Source organism: uncultured Shimia sp. (assembly GCF_947498095.1).
GTDB lineage: Bacteria > Pseudomonadota > Alphaproteobacteria > Rhodobacterales > Rhodobacteraceae > Shimia.
In genome coordinates this window covers 61,967-75,735 of the sequence record NZ_CANMJE010000001.1, presented here as the reverse complement: position 1 = coordinate 75,735, position 13,769 = coordinate 61,967, and the positions used below count along the sequence as shown (strand labels likewise).

Annotated in this window: 19 protein-coding genes; 12 read left to right on the top strand and 7 right to left on the bottom strand. The window is 56.6% G+C overall.

All coding sequences use genetic code 11. From position 1 onward, the window contains the following. The first annotated feature begins 56 nt into the window (after positions 1–56). Positions 57–392: a hypothetical protein gene (locus tag Q0932_RS00395; RefSeq protein WP_299348356.1), complete on the top strand. Its 336-nt coding sequence runs from the start codon at positions 57–59 to the stop codon at positions 390–392. Here Q0932_RS00395 and Q0932_RS00390 read toward each other — a convergent pair. Continuing rightward, positions 389–1,363 carry a glutathione S-transferase family protein gene (locus tag Q0932_RS00390; protein WP_299348353.1) on the bottom strand — a complete coding sequence of 325 codons (975 nt, stop codon included), beginning with the start codon at positions 1,361–1,363 and terminating at the stop codon, positions 389–391. The genes Q0932_RS00395 and Q0932_RS00390 overlap by 4 nt on opposite strands. A gap of 178 nt (positions 1,364–1,541) precedes the next feature. Here Q0932_RS00390 and Q0932_RS00385 point away from each other — a divergent pair, with 178 nt between their 5' ends. Next, complete coding sequence (locus tag Q0932_RS00385) at positions 1,542–1,895, top strand: hypothetical protein (RefSeq protein ID WP_299348350.1); 354 nt, start codon at positions 1,542–1,544, stop codon at positions 1,893–1,895. 27 nt (positions 1,896–1,922) lie between these two features. Here the strand turns inward: Q0932_RS00385 and Q0932_RS00380 are convergent, their stop codons facing one another. Beyond that, complete coding sequence (locus Q0932_RS00380) at positions 1,923–3,095, bottom strand: MalY/PatB family protein (protein ID WP_299348348.1); 1,173 nt, start codon at positions 3,093–3,095, stop codon at positions 1,923–1,925. A 103-nt stretch (positions 3,096–3,198) separates the two neighbouring features. Between Q0932_RS00380 and def (Q0932_RS00375) the strand changes: the two genes are divergently transcribed. The 5 genes from def (Q0932_RS00375) to Q0932_RS00355 are packed head-to-tail and all read left to right on the top strand — an operon-like array spanning position 3,199 to position 5,850. After that, complete coding sequence (gene def, locus Q0932_RS00375) at positions 3,199–3,711, top strand: peptide deformylase (RefSeq protein ID WP_299348345.1); 513 nt, start codon at positions 3,199–3,201, stop codon at positions 3,709–3,711. After that, the gene (gene def / locus Q0932_RS00370) at positions 3,708–4,205 is read left to right on the top strand and encodes a peptide deformylase (RefSeq protein ID WP_299348342.1); all 498 of its coding nucleotides are present in this window, start codon (positions 3,708–3,710) and stop codon (positions 4,203–4,205) included. Before def (Q0932_RS00375) ends, def (Q0932_RS00370) begins: the two co-directional genes overlap by 4 nt. After that, entirely contained in the window at positions 4,202–4,696 is a 495-nt protein-coding gene (gene def, locus Q0932_RS00365; RefSeq protein ID WP_299348339.1) for a peptide deformylase, read from the top strand. Before def (Q0932_RS00370) ends, def (Q0932_RS00365) begins: the two co-directional genes overlap by 4 nt. Next, entirely contained in the window at positions 4,693–5,598 is a 906-nt protein-coding gene (gene fmt, locus Q0932_RS00360) for a methionyl-tRNA formyltransferase (protein WP_299348336.1), read from the top strand. The genes def (Q0932_RS00365) and fmt overlap by 4 nt, the downstream gene beginning before the upstream one ends. Before the next feature lie 15 nt (positions 5,599–5,613). Beyond that, positions 5,614–5,850 carry a hypothetical protein gene (locus Q0932_RS00355; protein ID WP_299348333.1) on the top strand — a complete coding sequence of 79 codons (237 nt, stop codon included), beginning with the start codon at positions 5,614–5,616 and terminating at the stop codon, positions 5,848–5,850. Positions 5,851–5,925: 75 nt separating this feature from the next. On the opposite strand, the gene rnhA is transcribed toward Q0932_RS00355, so the two are convergent. From rnhA to ispH, 4 genes are read right to left on the bottom strand one after another with little or no spacing between them, the layout of a single operon-like run. Further along, entirely contained in the window at positions 5,926–6,372 is a 447-nt protein-coding gene (gene rnhA / locus Q0932_RS00350) for a ribonuclease HI (RefSeq protein WP_299348330.1), read from the bottom strand. Then, positions 6,365–6,964: a class I SAM-dependent methyltransferase gene (locus Q0932_RS00345; RefSeq protein ID WP_299348327.1), complete on the bottom strand. Its 600-nt coding sequence runs from the start codon at positions 6,962–6,964 to the stop codon at positions 6,365–6,367. The genes rnhA and Q0932_RS00345 overlap by 8 nt, the downstream gene beginning before the upstream one ends. Next, positions 6,961–7,575: a LysE family translocator gene (locus Q0932_RS00340; protein ID WP_299348324.1), complete on the bottom strand. Its 615-nt coding sequence runs from the start codon at positions 7,573–7,575 to the stop codon at positions 6,961–6,963. Before Q0932_RS00340 ends, Q0932_RS00345 begins: the two co-directional genes overlap by 4 nt. Position 7,576: 1 nt before the next feature. Further along, the gene (gene ispH, locus Q0932_RS00335; RefSeq protein ID WP_299348321.1) at positions 7,577–8,536 is read right to left on the bottom strand and encodes a 4-hydroxy-3-methylbut-2-enyl diphosphate reductase; all 960 of its coding nucleotides are present in this window, start codon (positions 8,534–8,536) and stop codon (positions 7,577–7,579) included. Positions 8,537–8,676: 140 nt separating this feature from the next. Here ispH and Q0932_RS00330 point away from each other — a divergent pair, with 140 nt between their 5' ends. Further along, complete coding sequence (locus tag Q0932_RS00330; RefSeq protein ID WP_299348318.1) at positions 8,677–9,120, top strand: cytochrome c; 444 nt, start codon at positions 8,677–8,679, stop codon at positions 9,118–9,120. A gap of 38 nt (positions 9,121–9,158) precedes the next feature. Here the strand turns inward: Q0932_RS00330 and Q0932_RS00325 are convergent, their stop codons facing one another. Next, positions 9,159–9,734, bottom strand: a complete 576-nt coding sequence (locus Q0932_RS00325; protein WP_299348316.1) for an NYN domain-containing protein — start codon at positions 9,732–9,734, stop codon at positions 9,159–9,161. 163 nt (positions 9,735–9,897) lie between these two features. On the opposite strand from Q0932_RS00325, the gene folK reads away from it, so the two are divergent. The 4 genes from folK (at position 9,898) to Q0932_RS00305 (ending at position 13,720) form a co-directional block, all read left to right on the top strand. Next, positions 9,898–10,443 (top strand): 2-amino-4-hydroxy-6-hydroxymethyldihydropteridine diphosphokinase, encoded by a 546-nt coding sequence (gene folK / locus Q0932_RS00320; RefSeq protein WP_299349630.1) that lies wholly within the window; start codon positions 9,898–9,900, stop codon positions 10,441–10,443. A gap of 75 nt (positions 10,444–10,518) precedes the next feature. Next, positions 10,519–10,872 carry a DNA-directed RNA polymerase subunit omega gene (gene rpoZ / locus Q0932_RS00315; protein ID WP_299348312.1) on the top strand — a complete coding sequence of 118 codons (354 nt, stop codon included), beginning with the start codon at positions 10,519–10,521 and terminating at the stop codon, positions 10,870–10,872. A gap of 28 nt (positions 10,873–10,900) precedes the next feature. Further along, a complete protein-coding gene (locus Q0932_RS00310; RefSeq protein ID WP_299348309.1) occupies positions 10,901–13,042 on the top strand; it encodes a bifunctional (p)ppGpp synthetase/guanosine-3',5'-bis(diphosphate) 3'-pyrophosphohydrolase in 2,142 nt (713 codons plus the stop codon). Between the two features lie 12 nt (positions 13,043–13,054). Then, the gene (locus Q0932_RS00305) at positions 13,055–13,720 is read left to right on the top strand and encodes a DUF2062 domain-containing protein (RefSeq protein WP_299348306.1); all 666 of its coding nucleotides are present in this window, start codon (positions 13,055–13,057) and stop codon (positions 13,718–13,720) included. The last annotated feature ends 49 nt before the right edge of the window (positions 13,721–13,769 follow it).

The window sequence follows — 13,769 nt, the reverse complement described above, 5'->3', positions numbered from 1 at the left end:
TGCGCGCACAGGCCATGGAAAGGGTTTGTTAACCAAGAACGCGGCACTGTCTGAGAATGAGAAACTATGTTCTTTTTGCGCTGGGCCTGCTGGTTGGTTGCAACAGTCCATCCATGCATTTTGCCGGGATCGAACCAACTCGTGTCACGGTGATGCAAAGCACGTTTGATCTTCGGCGCAGGCAGGATCGCCATGACATGGTTCAGGTGATCCGGGTTAGTGCAGAATATGCGCCGCGTCTGAGCCAACAGCTTGGGCGGCGGGCAGAGATTGCGGTCGAGCGCACCTATGGTTGCCCGGTTGACCGCATCCGTGGGGATGCGGCCATGATGGTGGCTTATCTAAAATGTGGCGAGCCAGACGATCTGGCCCGCATTGGCAATGGCCCTTAATCGCGGCCATGTGGTTCTGCGTAGTCCAGTACCGGATTGATAGGTATGATGCGGTTCGGATTTACACTTTCGTGACTGTAATGATAGTGGCGCACGATATGCTCAAAATGCACGGTCGGCGCGACACCCGGAACCTGGTAAAGCTCGCGTGCATAGGCCCAGAGGTTTGGGTAATCGATCAACCGCTTTCGGTTGCATTTGAAATGCAGGTGATAGACCGGATCAAAGCGGATCAGCGTGGTAAAAAGCCGCCAATCAGCCTCGGTCAACACGTCTCCCATCAGATAGCGGTTCTGAGACAGGCGCTCTTCCAGCCAATCCAACGTGTCGAACAACGGGTGTACGGCAGCATCATAAGCTTCCTGGGTTGAGGCAAAGCCAGACTTGTAAACACCATTGTTCAGTGTGTGATAGATGCGCTCGTTGACCTCTTCAATGGCATCGCGCATCTCTTCGGGCCAGTAGTCTGTCGTGTTTCCTGTTACGCCATCAAAGGCGGAATTGAGCATACGGATGATCTCGGCGCTCTCGTTCGAGACGATGGTTTCCCGTTTCTTGTCCCACAGGATTGGCACGGTTACGCGGCCAGAATAAGCCGGGTCGGCGCGGGTATAGATCTGGTGGGTATATTCGAACCCAAAGAGGTCATCGCCGGTTGCACCATAGTCACCTGCCTCAAATGTCCAGCCTTGAGACAACATATCAGGGTGTACCACCGAGACCGAGATATGGTCTGTCAGGTCTTTCAATTCACGAAAGATCAAAGTTCGATGCGCCCATGGGCATGCATAGGAGACATAGAGATGATAGCGTCCGGAGTCCGCGGCAAAGCCCGCTTTTCCGGAAGGGCCCGCGCTGCCGTCAGCAGTGATCCAATTGCGAAATGCGGCCGCGGACCTAACGAACTTTCCCCCGGTTGCTTTGGTGTCAATTGGGTGTTCTGTCCAGTTTCCGTCGACCAAATGGCCCATGGTTCGTGCTCCTGATTGCGGTGTCAAAGACTAACTTAGTGCGACACGGGTGCGGTGAAAACGCAACAGACCGCAAAGGACTTGCGCGCAGGTGCACAAATCGACCCGTGTCATAGAAACGTCGCTTGACCGAAACAGGGGGCAGCCCCACCTTTTAACCAAGGATGGAGCGCGACACATGACAACTTTTTTGCCCAAAGAGGTTCAGCAGGGATTAGAAGCAGCCCAGAAAAAGAGCCTGAGGAAAAGCAATCGCCTGAGGGTGGTGGTTGAGGATCGATCTTTCAAAGTTCTGAAATTCCGCGAAGACGGGTTCAGCCTTGATGTCGAGGATGCGCCTCATCTGCGTGGGCTGGTGGATCTCTATGACGGTGGCAAGCACTTGTCGCAATGCCTTGTCATTGCTTCGGAGGAAGAAGGCCATTTGATGCACTACGAGTTCAAATGGGCAACCCCTGTCGCCGACAAACCTCCGGTCGATTTCTACCGTGGTGAAAACGCGCCCGTCGCATTGATTTCTGACGACCGCTAAACACGGTCGCCAAGAGGCGCGTCAGCCTTACTGCAAATCCGAAAACGCCGTTGTCAGCCGCTCGCAGGCTTGTTCGACCAGCGCGCGTGGTGTGGCGATGTTGAAGCGCAGGAAGTTTTCTCCGCCGGTTCCAAACGTGTCACCGTGGTTCGGGGCGATGTGCGCGGTTTTCTGTACGCGTTCAATGAATTCGGGTGGGGCCATGCCGGTATCGGTGAAATCGACCCAGCTGAGGTAGGTGGATTCGAGTGGCATCGATCTGAGCCCCGGTATGGCGTTCACGGCCGCATCAAACAGGCGTCGGTTGCCATCGAGGTATTGCACCAACTCATCCACCCACGCAGCCCCGGCAGGGCTATAGGCGGCCTCGGCCATGAATAGGCCAAATGAGTTTGGTGACAGCCCAAGTGCCGCCATACGCGCAGCGAATTTCGCACGCAGCGCATCATCGGGAATAATGACGTTGCCCGAATGCGAGCCTGCGATATTGAAGGTTTTTGTCGTGGCTGTCATCATCACCAGCCGATCCATGATACTGTCATCGACATTCGTCATCGGGATATGCGTGTTTCCGGGAAAGACGAGGTCATGGTGAATCTCGTCCGAGACCAGGATCAAATCGTGGCGCTTACAGAAATCTGCAACACCTTGCAGCTCCTCGCGGCTCCAGACACGTCCACCAGGGTTGTGCGGTGAGCACAGGATGACCAATTTCTCGTTGCCGGTGATCATGGCATCATAGGCGTCAAAGTCCATTTCGTAGCGGCTGTCGTTGTTGACCAGTTGGCATTCAACAACTTCACGACCAGCCGCCGCGATCACGCGGGCAAAGGCGTGGTAAACCGGCGTAAACAGGATCACGCCGTCGCCTGGGTTGGTGTAGGTCTCGACACACATGCCGGTGCCGTTAACCAGCCCGTGAGTGGTGAAAATATGATCCGGATTCACTGACCAGACGTGGCGGTTCTCCATCCACCAGCAGATCGCGGCGCGATAGTCGCCTTCGTCACCGTAGTACCCATAAATGCCATGATCATGCATGCCTTTGATGGCGTCGGCGATACACTGTGGTGGGCGGAAGTCCATATCGGCCACCCACATGGACAGACCATCCTCTTTCGGGACGCCATAGAGCTTTTCCATCATGTCCCATTTCACGGAATGGGTGCCGTAGCGGTTGATGATATCGTCGAAGCTCATTGTTGGATTTCCCTTGGCTGAAGAACGCGCTGACGCTAGCGGATTATTCGCGACGTGCAAGGGGGGCGTTGCACTGTGCGCGAGCTTGTCCTAGATGGGGGCCATGCTAAAATCGATCCTCATCCACCCCGATCCACGCCTTAAGAAAACCTGTGCGCCAGTTGCCGATCTGTCAGACGATCTGCGCGATCTGGCGGCGGATATGCTGGAGACCATGTATGACGCGCCAGGTATCGGTCTGGCGGCACCGCAGGTGGGGGTGCTCAATCGGTTGATCGTGATGGATTGCATCAAGGATGGTGACCCTGAGCCGACGGTCATGTTCAACCCCGAGGTTCTGGCATCGTCTGATGATCTAAACACCTATGAAGAAGGGTGCTTGTCCATCCCTGAACAATTTGCTGATGTGACTCGCCCTGCCGAAGTCCGTGTGGGCTGGGTCGATATGAACGGCAATCCGCAGGAAAAGGATTTTGACGGGCTCTGGGCGACCTGCGTGCAGCACGAGATCGACCATCTGAACGGCAAGTTGTTCATCGATTATCTCGGGCCGATGAAGCGTCAGATGATGACCCGGCGCTCCGCCAAGATGAAGCGCGAGCGGGCCCGCGGATGAGTGTGCTGCCAATCCTGCGCTGGCCTGATGCGCGATTGGCGACGGTATGCGAGCCTGTGACGGATTTCAAAGCAGTCACGGCGTTGGCACAGAACATGCTTGAGACCATGTACGCCGCACCGGGCAGGGGTCTCGCTGCCCCACAGGTCGGCGTTCTGGCGCGGATGTTCGTAATGGACGCCTCATGGAAAGACGGCCCTGCAACGCCGATTGTCTGTATCAATCCCGAAATCGTCGCGGCATCTGATACGCGTACTTGCGGCGAAGAGGCGTGCCTGTCGATCCCCGATGTCAGTGCGGAAGTTGAGCGGCATTCCACCATAACGCTGCGCTGGCAGGATGTGGACGCCACGTGGCACCAGGCCGAGTTGAGTGGTTTTGAATCTATCTGTGCGCAGCATGAGTATGACCATCTGGATGGGCTGGTGATTTTTGACAGGCTCGAAGGTGAGGCGCGTCTGAAACTAGAGAAAGATTATGAGGCGGTGGCATGACAGTTCAGAAATGCATCCTCTGGCCGGACAAGCGATTGCGAACAGCGGCTGCCGAAGTTGACGAGTTGACCGACGAAGACCGTCAGGTCTGGGACGATCTGATCGACACGATGGAGGCGATGCCGGGAGTCGGTATGGGCGCCAATCAAATCGGTGTTTTGCGGCGATTGATCGTGGTCGATGCCAGCGAAGAACGCGGCAAAGTCGTGCGAATGGCTAACCCCGAAATTCTGCACTCGAGTGTACAATTGCGCGAACATGACGAGGCCAGCCCAAACCTGCCCGGCGTCTCGGCAGTGATCAAACGCCCGCGCGCGGTGACTGTTCGTTACATGGATGAAAACGGCTTCATCACCCGCAAGGATTTTGTGAGCCTTTGGGCGACCAGCGTTCAGCACCAGATCGATCACATCAATGGCAAGATGTACTTCGATCATCTGAGCCGCACCAAGCGGGACATGCTGATCAAACGCGCGAGGAAGCAGCGATGAGAGTAATCTTCATGGGCACGCCGGAGTTCTCGGTGCCGGTGCTGGACGCGTTAGTTGACGCGGGTCATCAGATTGCCGCCGTTTACTGCCAGCCGCCGCGACCGGCGGGGCGGGGCAAAAAGGATCGCCCAACACCAGTGCATGCGCGCGCCGCAGAATTGGGTTTCATTGTACGCCACCCGGTGTCTCTGAAAGGCGCCGAGGAACAGGCAGAGTTTGCCGCCCTGAATGCCGATATTGCCGTTGTTGTGGCTTATGGGCTGATCCTGCCGCAGGCCGTTTTGGATGCGCCCGCCAAGGGGTGTCTCAACATCCATGCCAGCTTATTGCCGCGCTGGCGTGGGGCGGCACCGATCCATCGGGCGATCATGGCGGGTGATGCCGAGACGGGCGTCTGCATTATGCAGATGGAAGCGGGGCTCGACACGGGGCCTGTTTTACTGCGGTCGAAGACCCCCATTGGGGCTGAAGAGACGACCGCTGAGCTGCATGATCGCCTGTCGGTTATTGGGTCCAACGCCATCGTTGAGGCGCTGGCGACCCTCGATACGTTAGTGCCAGAGGTGCAGCCGGAAGAGGGCGAGACCTATGCCGAGAAGATCGACAAATCCGAGGCGCGTGTAGACTGGTCCGCACCAGCGGTCGACGTGGACCGCAAGATCCGCGGACTGTCACCTTTTCCCGGTGGCTGGTGCGAGATTGAGGGGCAGCGAGTAAAGGTGCTGGCCTCCCGTCTGGCCGAAGGCCAGGGTACGCCCGGTGAGGTGTTGGACGATGCGCTCACTGTGGCCTGTGGCGAGGGCGCTGTATCTCTCTTGCGCTTGCAACGGGCTGGCAAGGGTGCGCAGGATGCAGATGTGTTTCAGCGCGGGTTTCCCGTGGCCAAGGGTACGCAGCTGTAACTCGGGAGTGCGGAGATGTTCTTTAGCTTTTTTGGAACGGTCATCATCGCTGGCATTATAGGATATGCCTCAGAGAGATCCCGTTTTACGCACAACGGCTATGTCCCTTCGATCATCATTTGCGTCGGCGGAGCCTTCGTATTCTTTATGATCAGCCGGATGTTCAACATCGGTTTCGGCAGCCCCGGAATGAACGCGATCGTGTCATCCGTCGGGGCGCTCATTATCGTGCCGACCCATTTTCGAAAATGACAGGCTGACGACTGGCTCTGCTTTTGAGGCTCGCTATGGTCAAGCCGTTTCGAAACCCTTTTTGAGATCGGGGCTTTAGCCCTTGAAAGGGGCCATGCCTGCGCGAGCCAACTCATCCGCGCGCTCGTTTTCCGGATGTCCAGCGTGTCCCTTAACCCATTCCCATGTAACGGTGTGGCGCGCTTGGGCTGCATCCAGGCGCTGCCACAGCTCGACGTTTTTCAGGCCGCCTTTTTTCTTCCAACCGTTGCGTTTCCAGCCATGTATCCACTTGGTGATGCCGTCTTTGACATAAGAGCTGTCGGTGACCACAGTCAGGGTGCTGGCGCGCTCAAGGGTTTCCAGCGCCATGATCGCAGCCATCAACTCCATCTGGTTGTTGGTCGTCTCAGCTGCCCCGCCGGACAATTCGCGTTCCTTGGCGATCTCGTCGCCGTTCATCGCGCGCAAGAGTACGCCCCAGCCTCCAGGCCCGGGATTTCCAGAACAGGCACCGTCGGTATAGGCATAAAGATCAGGCATGAGCAGTCACGATAATGTAGGTGTCTGGGACGCCTGAGAGGCCTGAACCGTGGCCACGGCGCGTTGTTTGAACGTGGAAACCGGCGGCTTCGACGAGGGTGCAGAGTTCGTTTTCCTGATAATAGGTGAAGAGGCGTCCGAGGTCGTCGCGTTTCTCACCCTTGCCCAGTTTCATGCCCAGGTGCAGGCGTCCACCGGGGACCGTTTCCTGATGCAGGCGTTTCAGATGCCCTGCCATGTCGGCGCGGGGGGCGTGCAAAAGGCTGAAGTTGGCCCAAACGCCGTCATAGGGGCCGTTCAGTGTGAGGGTGTCGAAGGTTTCAATCCGCACATCAACGCCGAATTCAGACTTGGCCAGCGCAGCCATTTCAGGTGAGGCATCCACGGCGTCGGTGATCAGCCCAGCCTCGATCATCCTGGCCGACCAATGGCCGGGGCCGCAGCCCAGATCAAGCACGCGGCTTCCCGCAGGCAGGGCGTCGACCATACCCGTGAGATCAATTTCCTCGTCAGCACTTTTGGCGCGTGCCACGCCGCTGACATAGCGTTCTGCAGCCTCTGCATAGACGGCCATGGTCTCTGGATCGCTCATGCCCGCTCCAGTGCCAGTCGACCTGCGAGTGCCACAAAAATAGCGGCAAAGCCGCGGTTCAGCCAGCGCATGACATGGGCACTGCCAAGCAGCAGGTCACGCGCCTTGGCGGCAAAAAGGCCGTAGAGCACGAAGACACCAAAAGTCATCGCCATGAAGACGCCGCCCAAAAGGGTCATTTCCATTGTGGCCGTGGCAGAGTTGCCGGACAGGAAGGGTGGCAGCAGGGCGAGGAAGAAGACTGAAAGCTTGGGATTGAGGATGTTGATCAGCGCAGCGCGGCGCGCAATGACCAGACCGGGTTGCGATTGACGTTCGGCGCTGACCGAAAAGGCTCCACCGGACTTGAGCGCCTGCCAAGCGAGATAGAGGAGATAGGCAACGCCTGCGAATTTCATGACGTTGAAGAGGAGTGCAGATGTGTGCATCACGGCGGCGAGGCCGAGCGTCGCAGCCAAAAGCGCGGGCACGATGCCAACGGTGCATCCTAAGGCTGACCAGAGCGCGGCGTTGCGACCCTGACCCAACCCCATGGCGAGGGTGAAGATGACGCCGGTGCCGGGAGCCAGGACCACGACCAAAGCGGTCAAAAGAAACTGGGCAGAGATCACTTTATGCCTCCAGTTCGATATCCCGCAGAACGCGCGGTACTTTGAAGTTCACGGTTTCAATGGCGGTTTCTACGGTCTCTACGGTCACATCAAAGCGGCCACGAAAAGCGTCGATCACTTCGTTGACCAGCACTTCGGGAGCCGAAGCGCCCGCGGTAATGGCAAGGTTGCGAATGCCTTCGAGGGCGCGCCAGTCAATCTCGCCTGCACGCTGCACCAGTTGGGCATAGTTGCAACCGTTGTTGGCGCCAACTTCGACCAATCGGCGCGAGTTCGACGAGTTTGGTGCGCCAACAACCAACAGGGCATCGACGCGAGGTGCCACCTCTTTCACCGCTTCCTGACGGTTGGTGGTGGCATAGCAGATGTCTTCCTTGTGGGGCCCGACAATCGCCGGGAACCGTGCCTGAAGGGCAGCGACGATACCGATAGTGTCATCGACCGACAGGGTGGTCTGGGTGACAAAGGCCAATTGTTCGGGGTCGCGCACATTGATTGTTGAGACGTCAGCCTCGGTCTCGACCAGCAACACCTCGCCATCAGGCAATTGCCCCATGGTTCCAATGGTTTCTGGATGACCTGCGTGGCCGATCATGATAATCTGTAGCCCGGCAGCCGAGTGGCGTTCGGCCTCGATGTGCACTTTGGAGACCAGTGGACAAGTTGCGTCGACATAGATCATTTCGCGCCGTTCGGCCTCGGCGGGCACCGATTTGGCGACACCGTGAGCTGAAAAGATCACTGGGCGGTCATCTGGGCAATCCGTGAGTTCTTCGACAAACACGGCCCCCTTGGCGCGCAACCCATCGACGACAAACTTGTTATGAACGATCTCGTGGCGCACATAGACCGGAGCGCCCCATTTCTGTAGTGCCATTTCCACGATCTTGATCGCGCGGTCCACACCCGCACAAAAGCCGCGTGGCGCGGCAAGGTAAATGGTCAGGGGCGGCTTGGTCATGGCGTGTCCTCAATACTTGGAAACAGAGGTAAGGCTTTGCGTCTGGCAGGGCAAGCGGGCTATGCAGCTCATGTTTTTGTGAATTGCCTTCCTCTTGCTGGAACCACGTAACCGGGGTGAAGTTCACATAGGAGTACGACGTGAAAAAACTGGTGTTGGTCGGTGCTGCGGCGCTTTTGGCGGGTTTAGGGGCATGGGCCTTGCTTGCGCCCGGGGTGCCCGAAGGTATCCCATACGAAGACTCAGCCAGCGTGGCGCGGGGCGAGGACATTTATGCTGAGACCTGTGCCTCCTGCCATGGGGACAACCTGGAAGGGGCCGAAAACTGGCGCGTGCCAGACGACGACGGTCGTTTGCCCGCACCGCCGCATGACGAGACAGGGCATACGTGGCACCACCCGGATCAGCAGCTGTTTCAACTGACCAAGCTTGGGCCGGCGGCCATTGTCGGTCAGGGCTATGAAAGCAACATGCCGGGATACGAGGGTGTGCTGAGCGATCAGGACATCTGGGATGTGCTGGCCTATATCAAAAGTACATGGCCAAGACGCATCATCGAGATTCACAATCAGCGCAATGGCTGACCGCAAATGAAAACCGGGGCACATGGCCCCGGCTTGAATTACTTGGCAGTGAACTCTGCTTCGCGGTCCCGCTCGGGCATCGGATCGCGAGGTGGGCGCCCGATCACATCACGAAGACCATCAAGTTCAATGAAGTTGTCGGCCTGACGGCGCAATTCATCGGAAATCATCGGTGGTTGGCTGCGGATGGTGGATACCACCGATACACGCACGCCCTGACGTTGCAAACTTTCTACCAATGGGCGGAAATCCCCATCTCCGGAAAACAAAACAATATGGTCAACATGCGGTGCCAGTTCCATCGCATTAACTGCCAGCTCAATGTCCATGTTTCCCTTAACCTTACGGCGGCCTTGCGAGTCTGTGTACTCTTTGGCCGGCTTGGTCACCATGGCGAAGCCGTTGTAATGTAACCAATCAACTAACGGGCGGATCGGGGAATACTCTTCATTCTCCAAAAGCGCCGTATAGTAGAAAGCCCGCAAAAGCTTACCACGGCGCATAAATTCTTGCCGTAAAAGCTTATAGTCGATGTCAAAATCCAGCGACTTGGCGGCCGCATAAAGATTCGAACCATCGATGAACAGCGCGAGCCGTTCGTCTTTGTAAAACATTAATTGTCCTTTCAGGTATCGACACGCCCAGTAATTCCGTGAGTGTTTAAATGCAGGCATGTCAGCCAAGCTAAAGTAGGGAAAAACTATTTTGTCGCAAGAGCAACCAGAGTCGGGTCAGGCTCAAGATGAGTTTGGCCGTGAAAAGGGAAGTAATTTCTGGATGTTAGCTTTGGGCGGCAACTTGCCATCAAAAAATGGACCGCCGGAAGAGACGCTAAAAAGCGCCTTGCTGGCGCTAAGTGACGTCAATTTGCCGGTCAAAAAAGTGAGTCGCTTTTATAAAACTCCCTGCTTTCCAGCTGGCGCAGGTCCCGACTATGTCAATGCGGCAGCTGTGGTCGAAAGCGAAATGTCGGCGGCCGAGGTCTTGGCACAGCTCCATGCTGTCGAAGCGTTGTTGGGGCGAGAGCGTGCAGGTCGTTGGGTTGGTCGCACTCTGGATATCGACTTGATCGGGAGCGCAGACAAGATACTGCCCGACCGGCAGACCTATGAACAATGGCGCGGCCTCGTGGTGGAAGAGCAATTGCAAATGACCCCCGCCGAGCTGATTCTTCCACACCCACGCATTCAGGACCGGGCCTTTGTCCTTGTGCCTCTCAATGACGTTGCACCTGACTGGATTCACCCTGTCCTGGGGGTCAGCGTGGCAGAAATGTTGGCCGCCTTGCCAGAAAGCGAGCGCGATGCGGTTGTTGCGTTGTGATTTCGGCTTGTCATCAAGGAAAAACACCCCTAAATACGCACCTTCTGATCCCTTTCGCATTGAATGGAGTGCCCGATGGCCCGCGTCACAGTTGAAGATTGCGTAGACAAGGTTCCAAACCGCTTTGAGCTGGTCATGCTCGCGTCTCACCGCGCGCGTGAAATCTCGGCAGGCGCTCCGATCACGGTCGAGCGTGACAACGACAAAAACCCGGTCGTCAGCCTGCGCGAAATTGCAGATGAAACCCAGACCGCCGATGAGCTGCGCGAACGCTTGATCGAGTCGAACCAGACTCAGATTGAAGTGGATGAGCCAGAAGAAGATCGCATGGCGTTGTTGATGGGCGCAGAATCAGATGCACCGGCCGAAGACGACATGTCTGAGGAAAAACTGCTGCGGGCTCTTATGGAAGCTCAAGGCCAGGGCTGAGGCCCTCGGGAAAAACAGGTGGGCGTAGATGTTTCCTGCTGACGATCTTGTCGATCTGATCCGCGCCTACAATCCCAAATCCAATTCAGAGTCGATTCGAGACGCCTACGAGTTCGGGCGCGACATGCACGAGGGCCAGTTTCGCCACTCAGGCGAACCCTATTTCACGCATCCGATCGACGTTGCACGCATCCTGACAGAACAGCATCTGGATGATGCGACGATCATCACCGCGCTGCTCCACGACACCATCGAAGATACCAAGGCTTCGTATTCCGCCGTTTCTGAAAAGTTCGGCGATGAGGTTGCGATGCTGGTCGACGGCGTGACCAAGCTGACCAACTTGCAATTGTCCTCGACCGAGACCAAGCAAGCCGAGAACTTTCGCAAACTGTTCATGGCAATGTCCAAGGACCTGCGGGTTATTTTGGTCAAGCTGGCCGACCGTTTGCACAATATGCGCACGATCAAAGCCATGCGGCCGGAAAAGCAGCAGATCAAGGCGCGTGAAACTATGGATATCTATGCACCGCTTGCGGGCCGCATGGGTATGCAATGGATGCGCGAAGAGCTTGAGGATCTCGCCTTTAAGGTTTTGAACCCCGAGGGACGTGCGTCGCTTATGCGCAGGTTTATCACGCTGCAGAAAGAAAGCGGTGATGTGATCGGCCGGATCACCGATGATATGCGCCACGAGTTGGACAAGGCAGATATTGACGCCAAAGTTGTCGGACGCGCCAAGAAACCCTATTCGATCTGGCGCAAGATGCAGGAAAAAGATCAGGGCTTTAGCCGGCTTTCAGACATCTACGGTTTCCGCATCATCACCGAGAGCGAGAATGACTGTTACCGGGTTCTCGGCGCTATTCACCAGCGATGGCGTGCGGTGCCGGGGCGATTCAAGGATTACATCAGTCAGCCCAAGACCAACGGATACCGGTCAATTCACACCACTGTTTCAGGTCGCGATGGCAAACGGGTCGAGGTGCAAATCCGCACCCAACAGATGCATGATGTGGCCGAAACCGGTGTGGCGGCACACTGGTCGTACAAAGATGGTGTGCGAGGCGAAAACCCTTTTGCGGTGGATCCGGTCAAATGGGTCAGCGGCCTGACCGAGCAATTTGATGCCGAGGATGACCACGAAGACTTTCTCGAGGCGGTTAAACTTGAGATGTATTCAGACCAGGTGTTCTGTTTCACGCCCAAAGGCGAAGTGGTCAAGCTGCCGCGTGGTGCGACACCCTTGGATTTCGCCTATGCCATCCATACCCGGATTGGGAACGCTTGCGTGGGAGCCAAGATCGACCATATGCGCGTTCCTCTGTGGACACGAATTAAGAACGGGCAATCGGTCGAGATCATCACGGCCGAGGGGCAAATGCCTCAGGCGACATGGTTGGATATTGCCTCTACCGGTAAGGCGAAGACGGCTATCCGGCGTGCACTGCGCGAAGTGGATCGGGAACGGTTTGTGAAACTGGGTCGCGAACTGGCAAGAGCTGGCTTCGAGCATGTTGGGAAGAAGTCGACGGACCGCGTTCTGGATCTTGCGTCCAAGCAATTGCGCCTCAAGGATCGCGATGAAGTTTTGGCCCGGATGGGCAGCGCTGAACTGACAGCTCATGAAGTAGTTCAGGCAGTCTATCCTGATTTGGCGCCGGACGAGAGTGACGAGGTGTCTTCAGAGCGCGCGGTGATCGGCTTGTCGCCAGAACAGAGTTTTCAGCGCGCGCCATGCTGCGAACCGCTTCCCGGAGAGCGAATTGTCGGCATTACATATCGCGGTGAAGGTGTTGTTGTGCATGCCATTGACTGCGATGCATTGGGCAACTACGAAGACCAGCCGCAACGCTGGTTGGATCTCAATTGGCATGCGGGAAAGCACAAAGCGATCTTTGGTGTTACCCTTGAACTGACCATCGGGAATGATGCAGGGGTACTGGGACGTATTTGCACATTGATTGGTGAGCACAAGGCCAATATTTCAGATCTTGAATTCGTGGACAGGAAACCGGACTTTTTCCGTCTGTACCTAAATGTTGAACTGCGCGACGCTGAGCATCTGCATTCACTGATGCTTGCGCTTCGGGCAGAAAACGACGTGGCGCAGATCGAAAGGCACCGCGATCCATCAAAAGCCAGACAGTCGGCCAAACCGGATAAGTAAGGACCCGCAGACGTGGTATTCAAACGTCGGGATAAGCGCACCACCATCCAAGTGATTGCGGACGGAGTCTATCCCAAGGGTGGATGGACACGGGCCTTTCACTACGTGCGCCACCGGCTGCGGCGTCTTCCGGGCACGCCCGAGTTTATCGCGCGCGGGGTTTGGGCCGGCGTCTTTACCACGTTCACGCCTTTCTACGGGCTGCATTTTCTGATTGCAGCGGTGATCACGCGGATGATCAACGGCAATGTGCTTGCCGCATTGCTCAGCACGTTTTTTGGCAATCCCCTGACCTATCTGCCGATTGGGGTGGTGTCTCTCAAAACCGGGCACTTCTTGTTGGGGACGGAATTTGAGGAAGGCGCTCAGCAGTCGCTTGCCAGCAAATTCGCCAATGCAGGTGCGGATCTCTGGCACAACTTTATTGCAGTGTTTACCGACGAAGAGATGGATTGGCACGGTCTGTCAGTGTTCTTTGACGAGGTCTTTTTTCCTTACCTCGTAGGGGGCGTACTTCCTGGGATTCTGTGTGCCTCGATCTGCTATTACCTGACGGCTCCCGTCATCCGTGCTTACCAGAAGCGCCGTGCAGCACGATTCCGTAAAAAGGTCGCCAAAGTTCGTGCCAAGGCTCGCGATCTGGCTGCCGCAAAAAAAGAAGACGACGCCCAAAGGTGAAAACGGGTTTTCTTGCCTTGTTCGGGCGACTAGTGTCCGCAGCAAGAGA

What these genes read in the sequence shown, in the direction of transcription:
- Q0932_RS00355 (WP_299348333.1), top strand. Translation starts at nt 5,614, where the DNA reads ATGTTCTTTAGCTTTTTTGGAACGGTCATCATCGCTGGCATTATAGGA.
- Q0932_RS00385 (WP_299348350.1), top strand. Translation starts at nt 1,542, where the DNA reads ATGACAACTTTTTTGCCCAAAGAGGTTCAGCAGGGATTAGAAGCAGCC.
- fmt (WP_299348336.1), top strand. Translation starts at nt 4,693, where the DNA reads ATGAGAGTAATCTTCATGGGCACGCCGGAGTTCTCGGTGCCGGTGCTG.
- Q0932_RS00395 (WP_299348356.1), top strand. Translation starts at nt 57, where the DNA reads ATGAGAAACTATGTTCTTTTTGCGCTGGGCCTGCTGGTTGGTTGCAAC.
- Q0932_RS00380 (WP_299348348.1), bottom strand. Translation starts at nt 3,095, where the DNA reads ATGAGCTTCGACGATATCATCAACCGCTACGGCACCCATTCCGTGAAA.
- rnhA (WP_299348330.1), bottom strand. Translation starts at nt 6,372, where the DNA reads ATGCCTGATCTTTATGCCTATACCGACGGTGCCTGTTCTGGAAATCCC.
- rpoZ (WP_299348312.1), top strand. Translation starts at nt 10,519, where the DNA reads ATGGCCCGCGTCACAGTTGAAGATTGCGTAGACAAGGTTCCAAACCGC.
- Q0932_RS00325 (WP_299348316.1), bottom strand. Translation starts at nt 9,734, where the DNA reads ATGTTTTACAAAGACGAACGGCTCGCGCTGTTCATCGATGGTTCGAAT.
- Q0932_RS00390 (WP_299348353.1), bottom strand. Translation starts at nt 1,363, where the DNA reads ATGGGCCATTTGGTCGACGGAAACTGGACAGAACACCCAATTGACACC.
- def (WP_299348339.1), top strand. Translation starts at nt 4,202, where the DNA reads ATGACAGTTCAGAAATGCATCCTCTGGCCGGACAAGCGATTGCGAACA.
- Q0932_RS00310 (WP_299348309.1), top strand. Translation starts at nt 10,901, where the DNA reads ATGTTTCCTGCTGACGATCTTGTCGATCTGATCCGCGCCTACAATCCC.
- def (WP_299348342.1), top strand. Translation starts at nt 3,708, where the DNA reads ATGAGTGTGCTGCCAATCCTGCGCTGGCCTGATGCGCGATTGGCGACG.
- Q0932_RS00345 (WP_299348327.1), bottom strand. Translation starts at nt 6,964, where the DNA reads ATGAGCGATCCAGAGACCATGGCCGTCTATGCAGAGGCTGCAGAACGC.
- def (WP_299348345.1), top strand. Translation starts at nt 3,199, where the DNA reads ATGCTAAAATCGATCCTCATCCACCCCGATCCACGCCTTAAGAAAACC.
- ispH (WP_299348321.1), bottom strand. Translation starts at nt 8,536, where the DNA reads ATGACCAAGCCGCCCCTGACCATTTACCTTGCCGCGCCACGCGGCTTT.
- folK (WP_299349630.1), top strand. Translation starts at nt 9,898, where the DNA reads ATGTTAGCTTTGGGCGGCAACTTGCCATCAAAAAATGGACCGCCGGAA.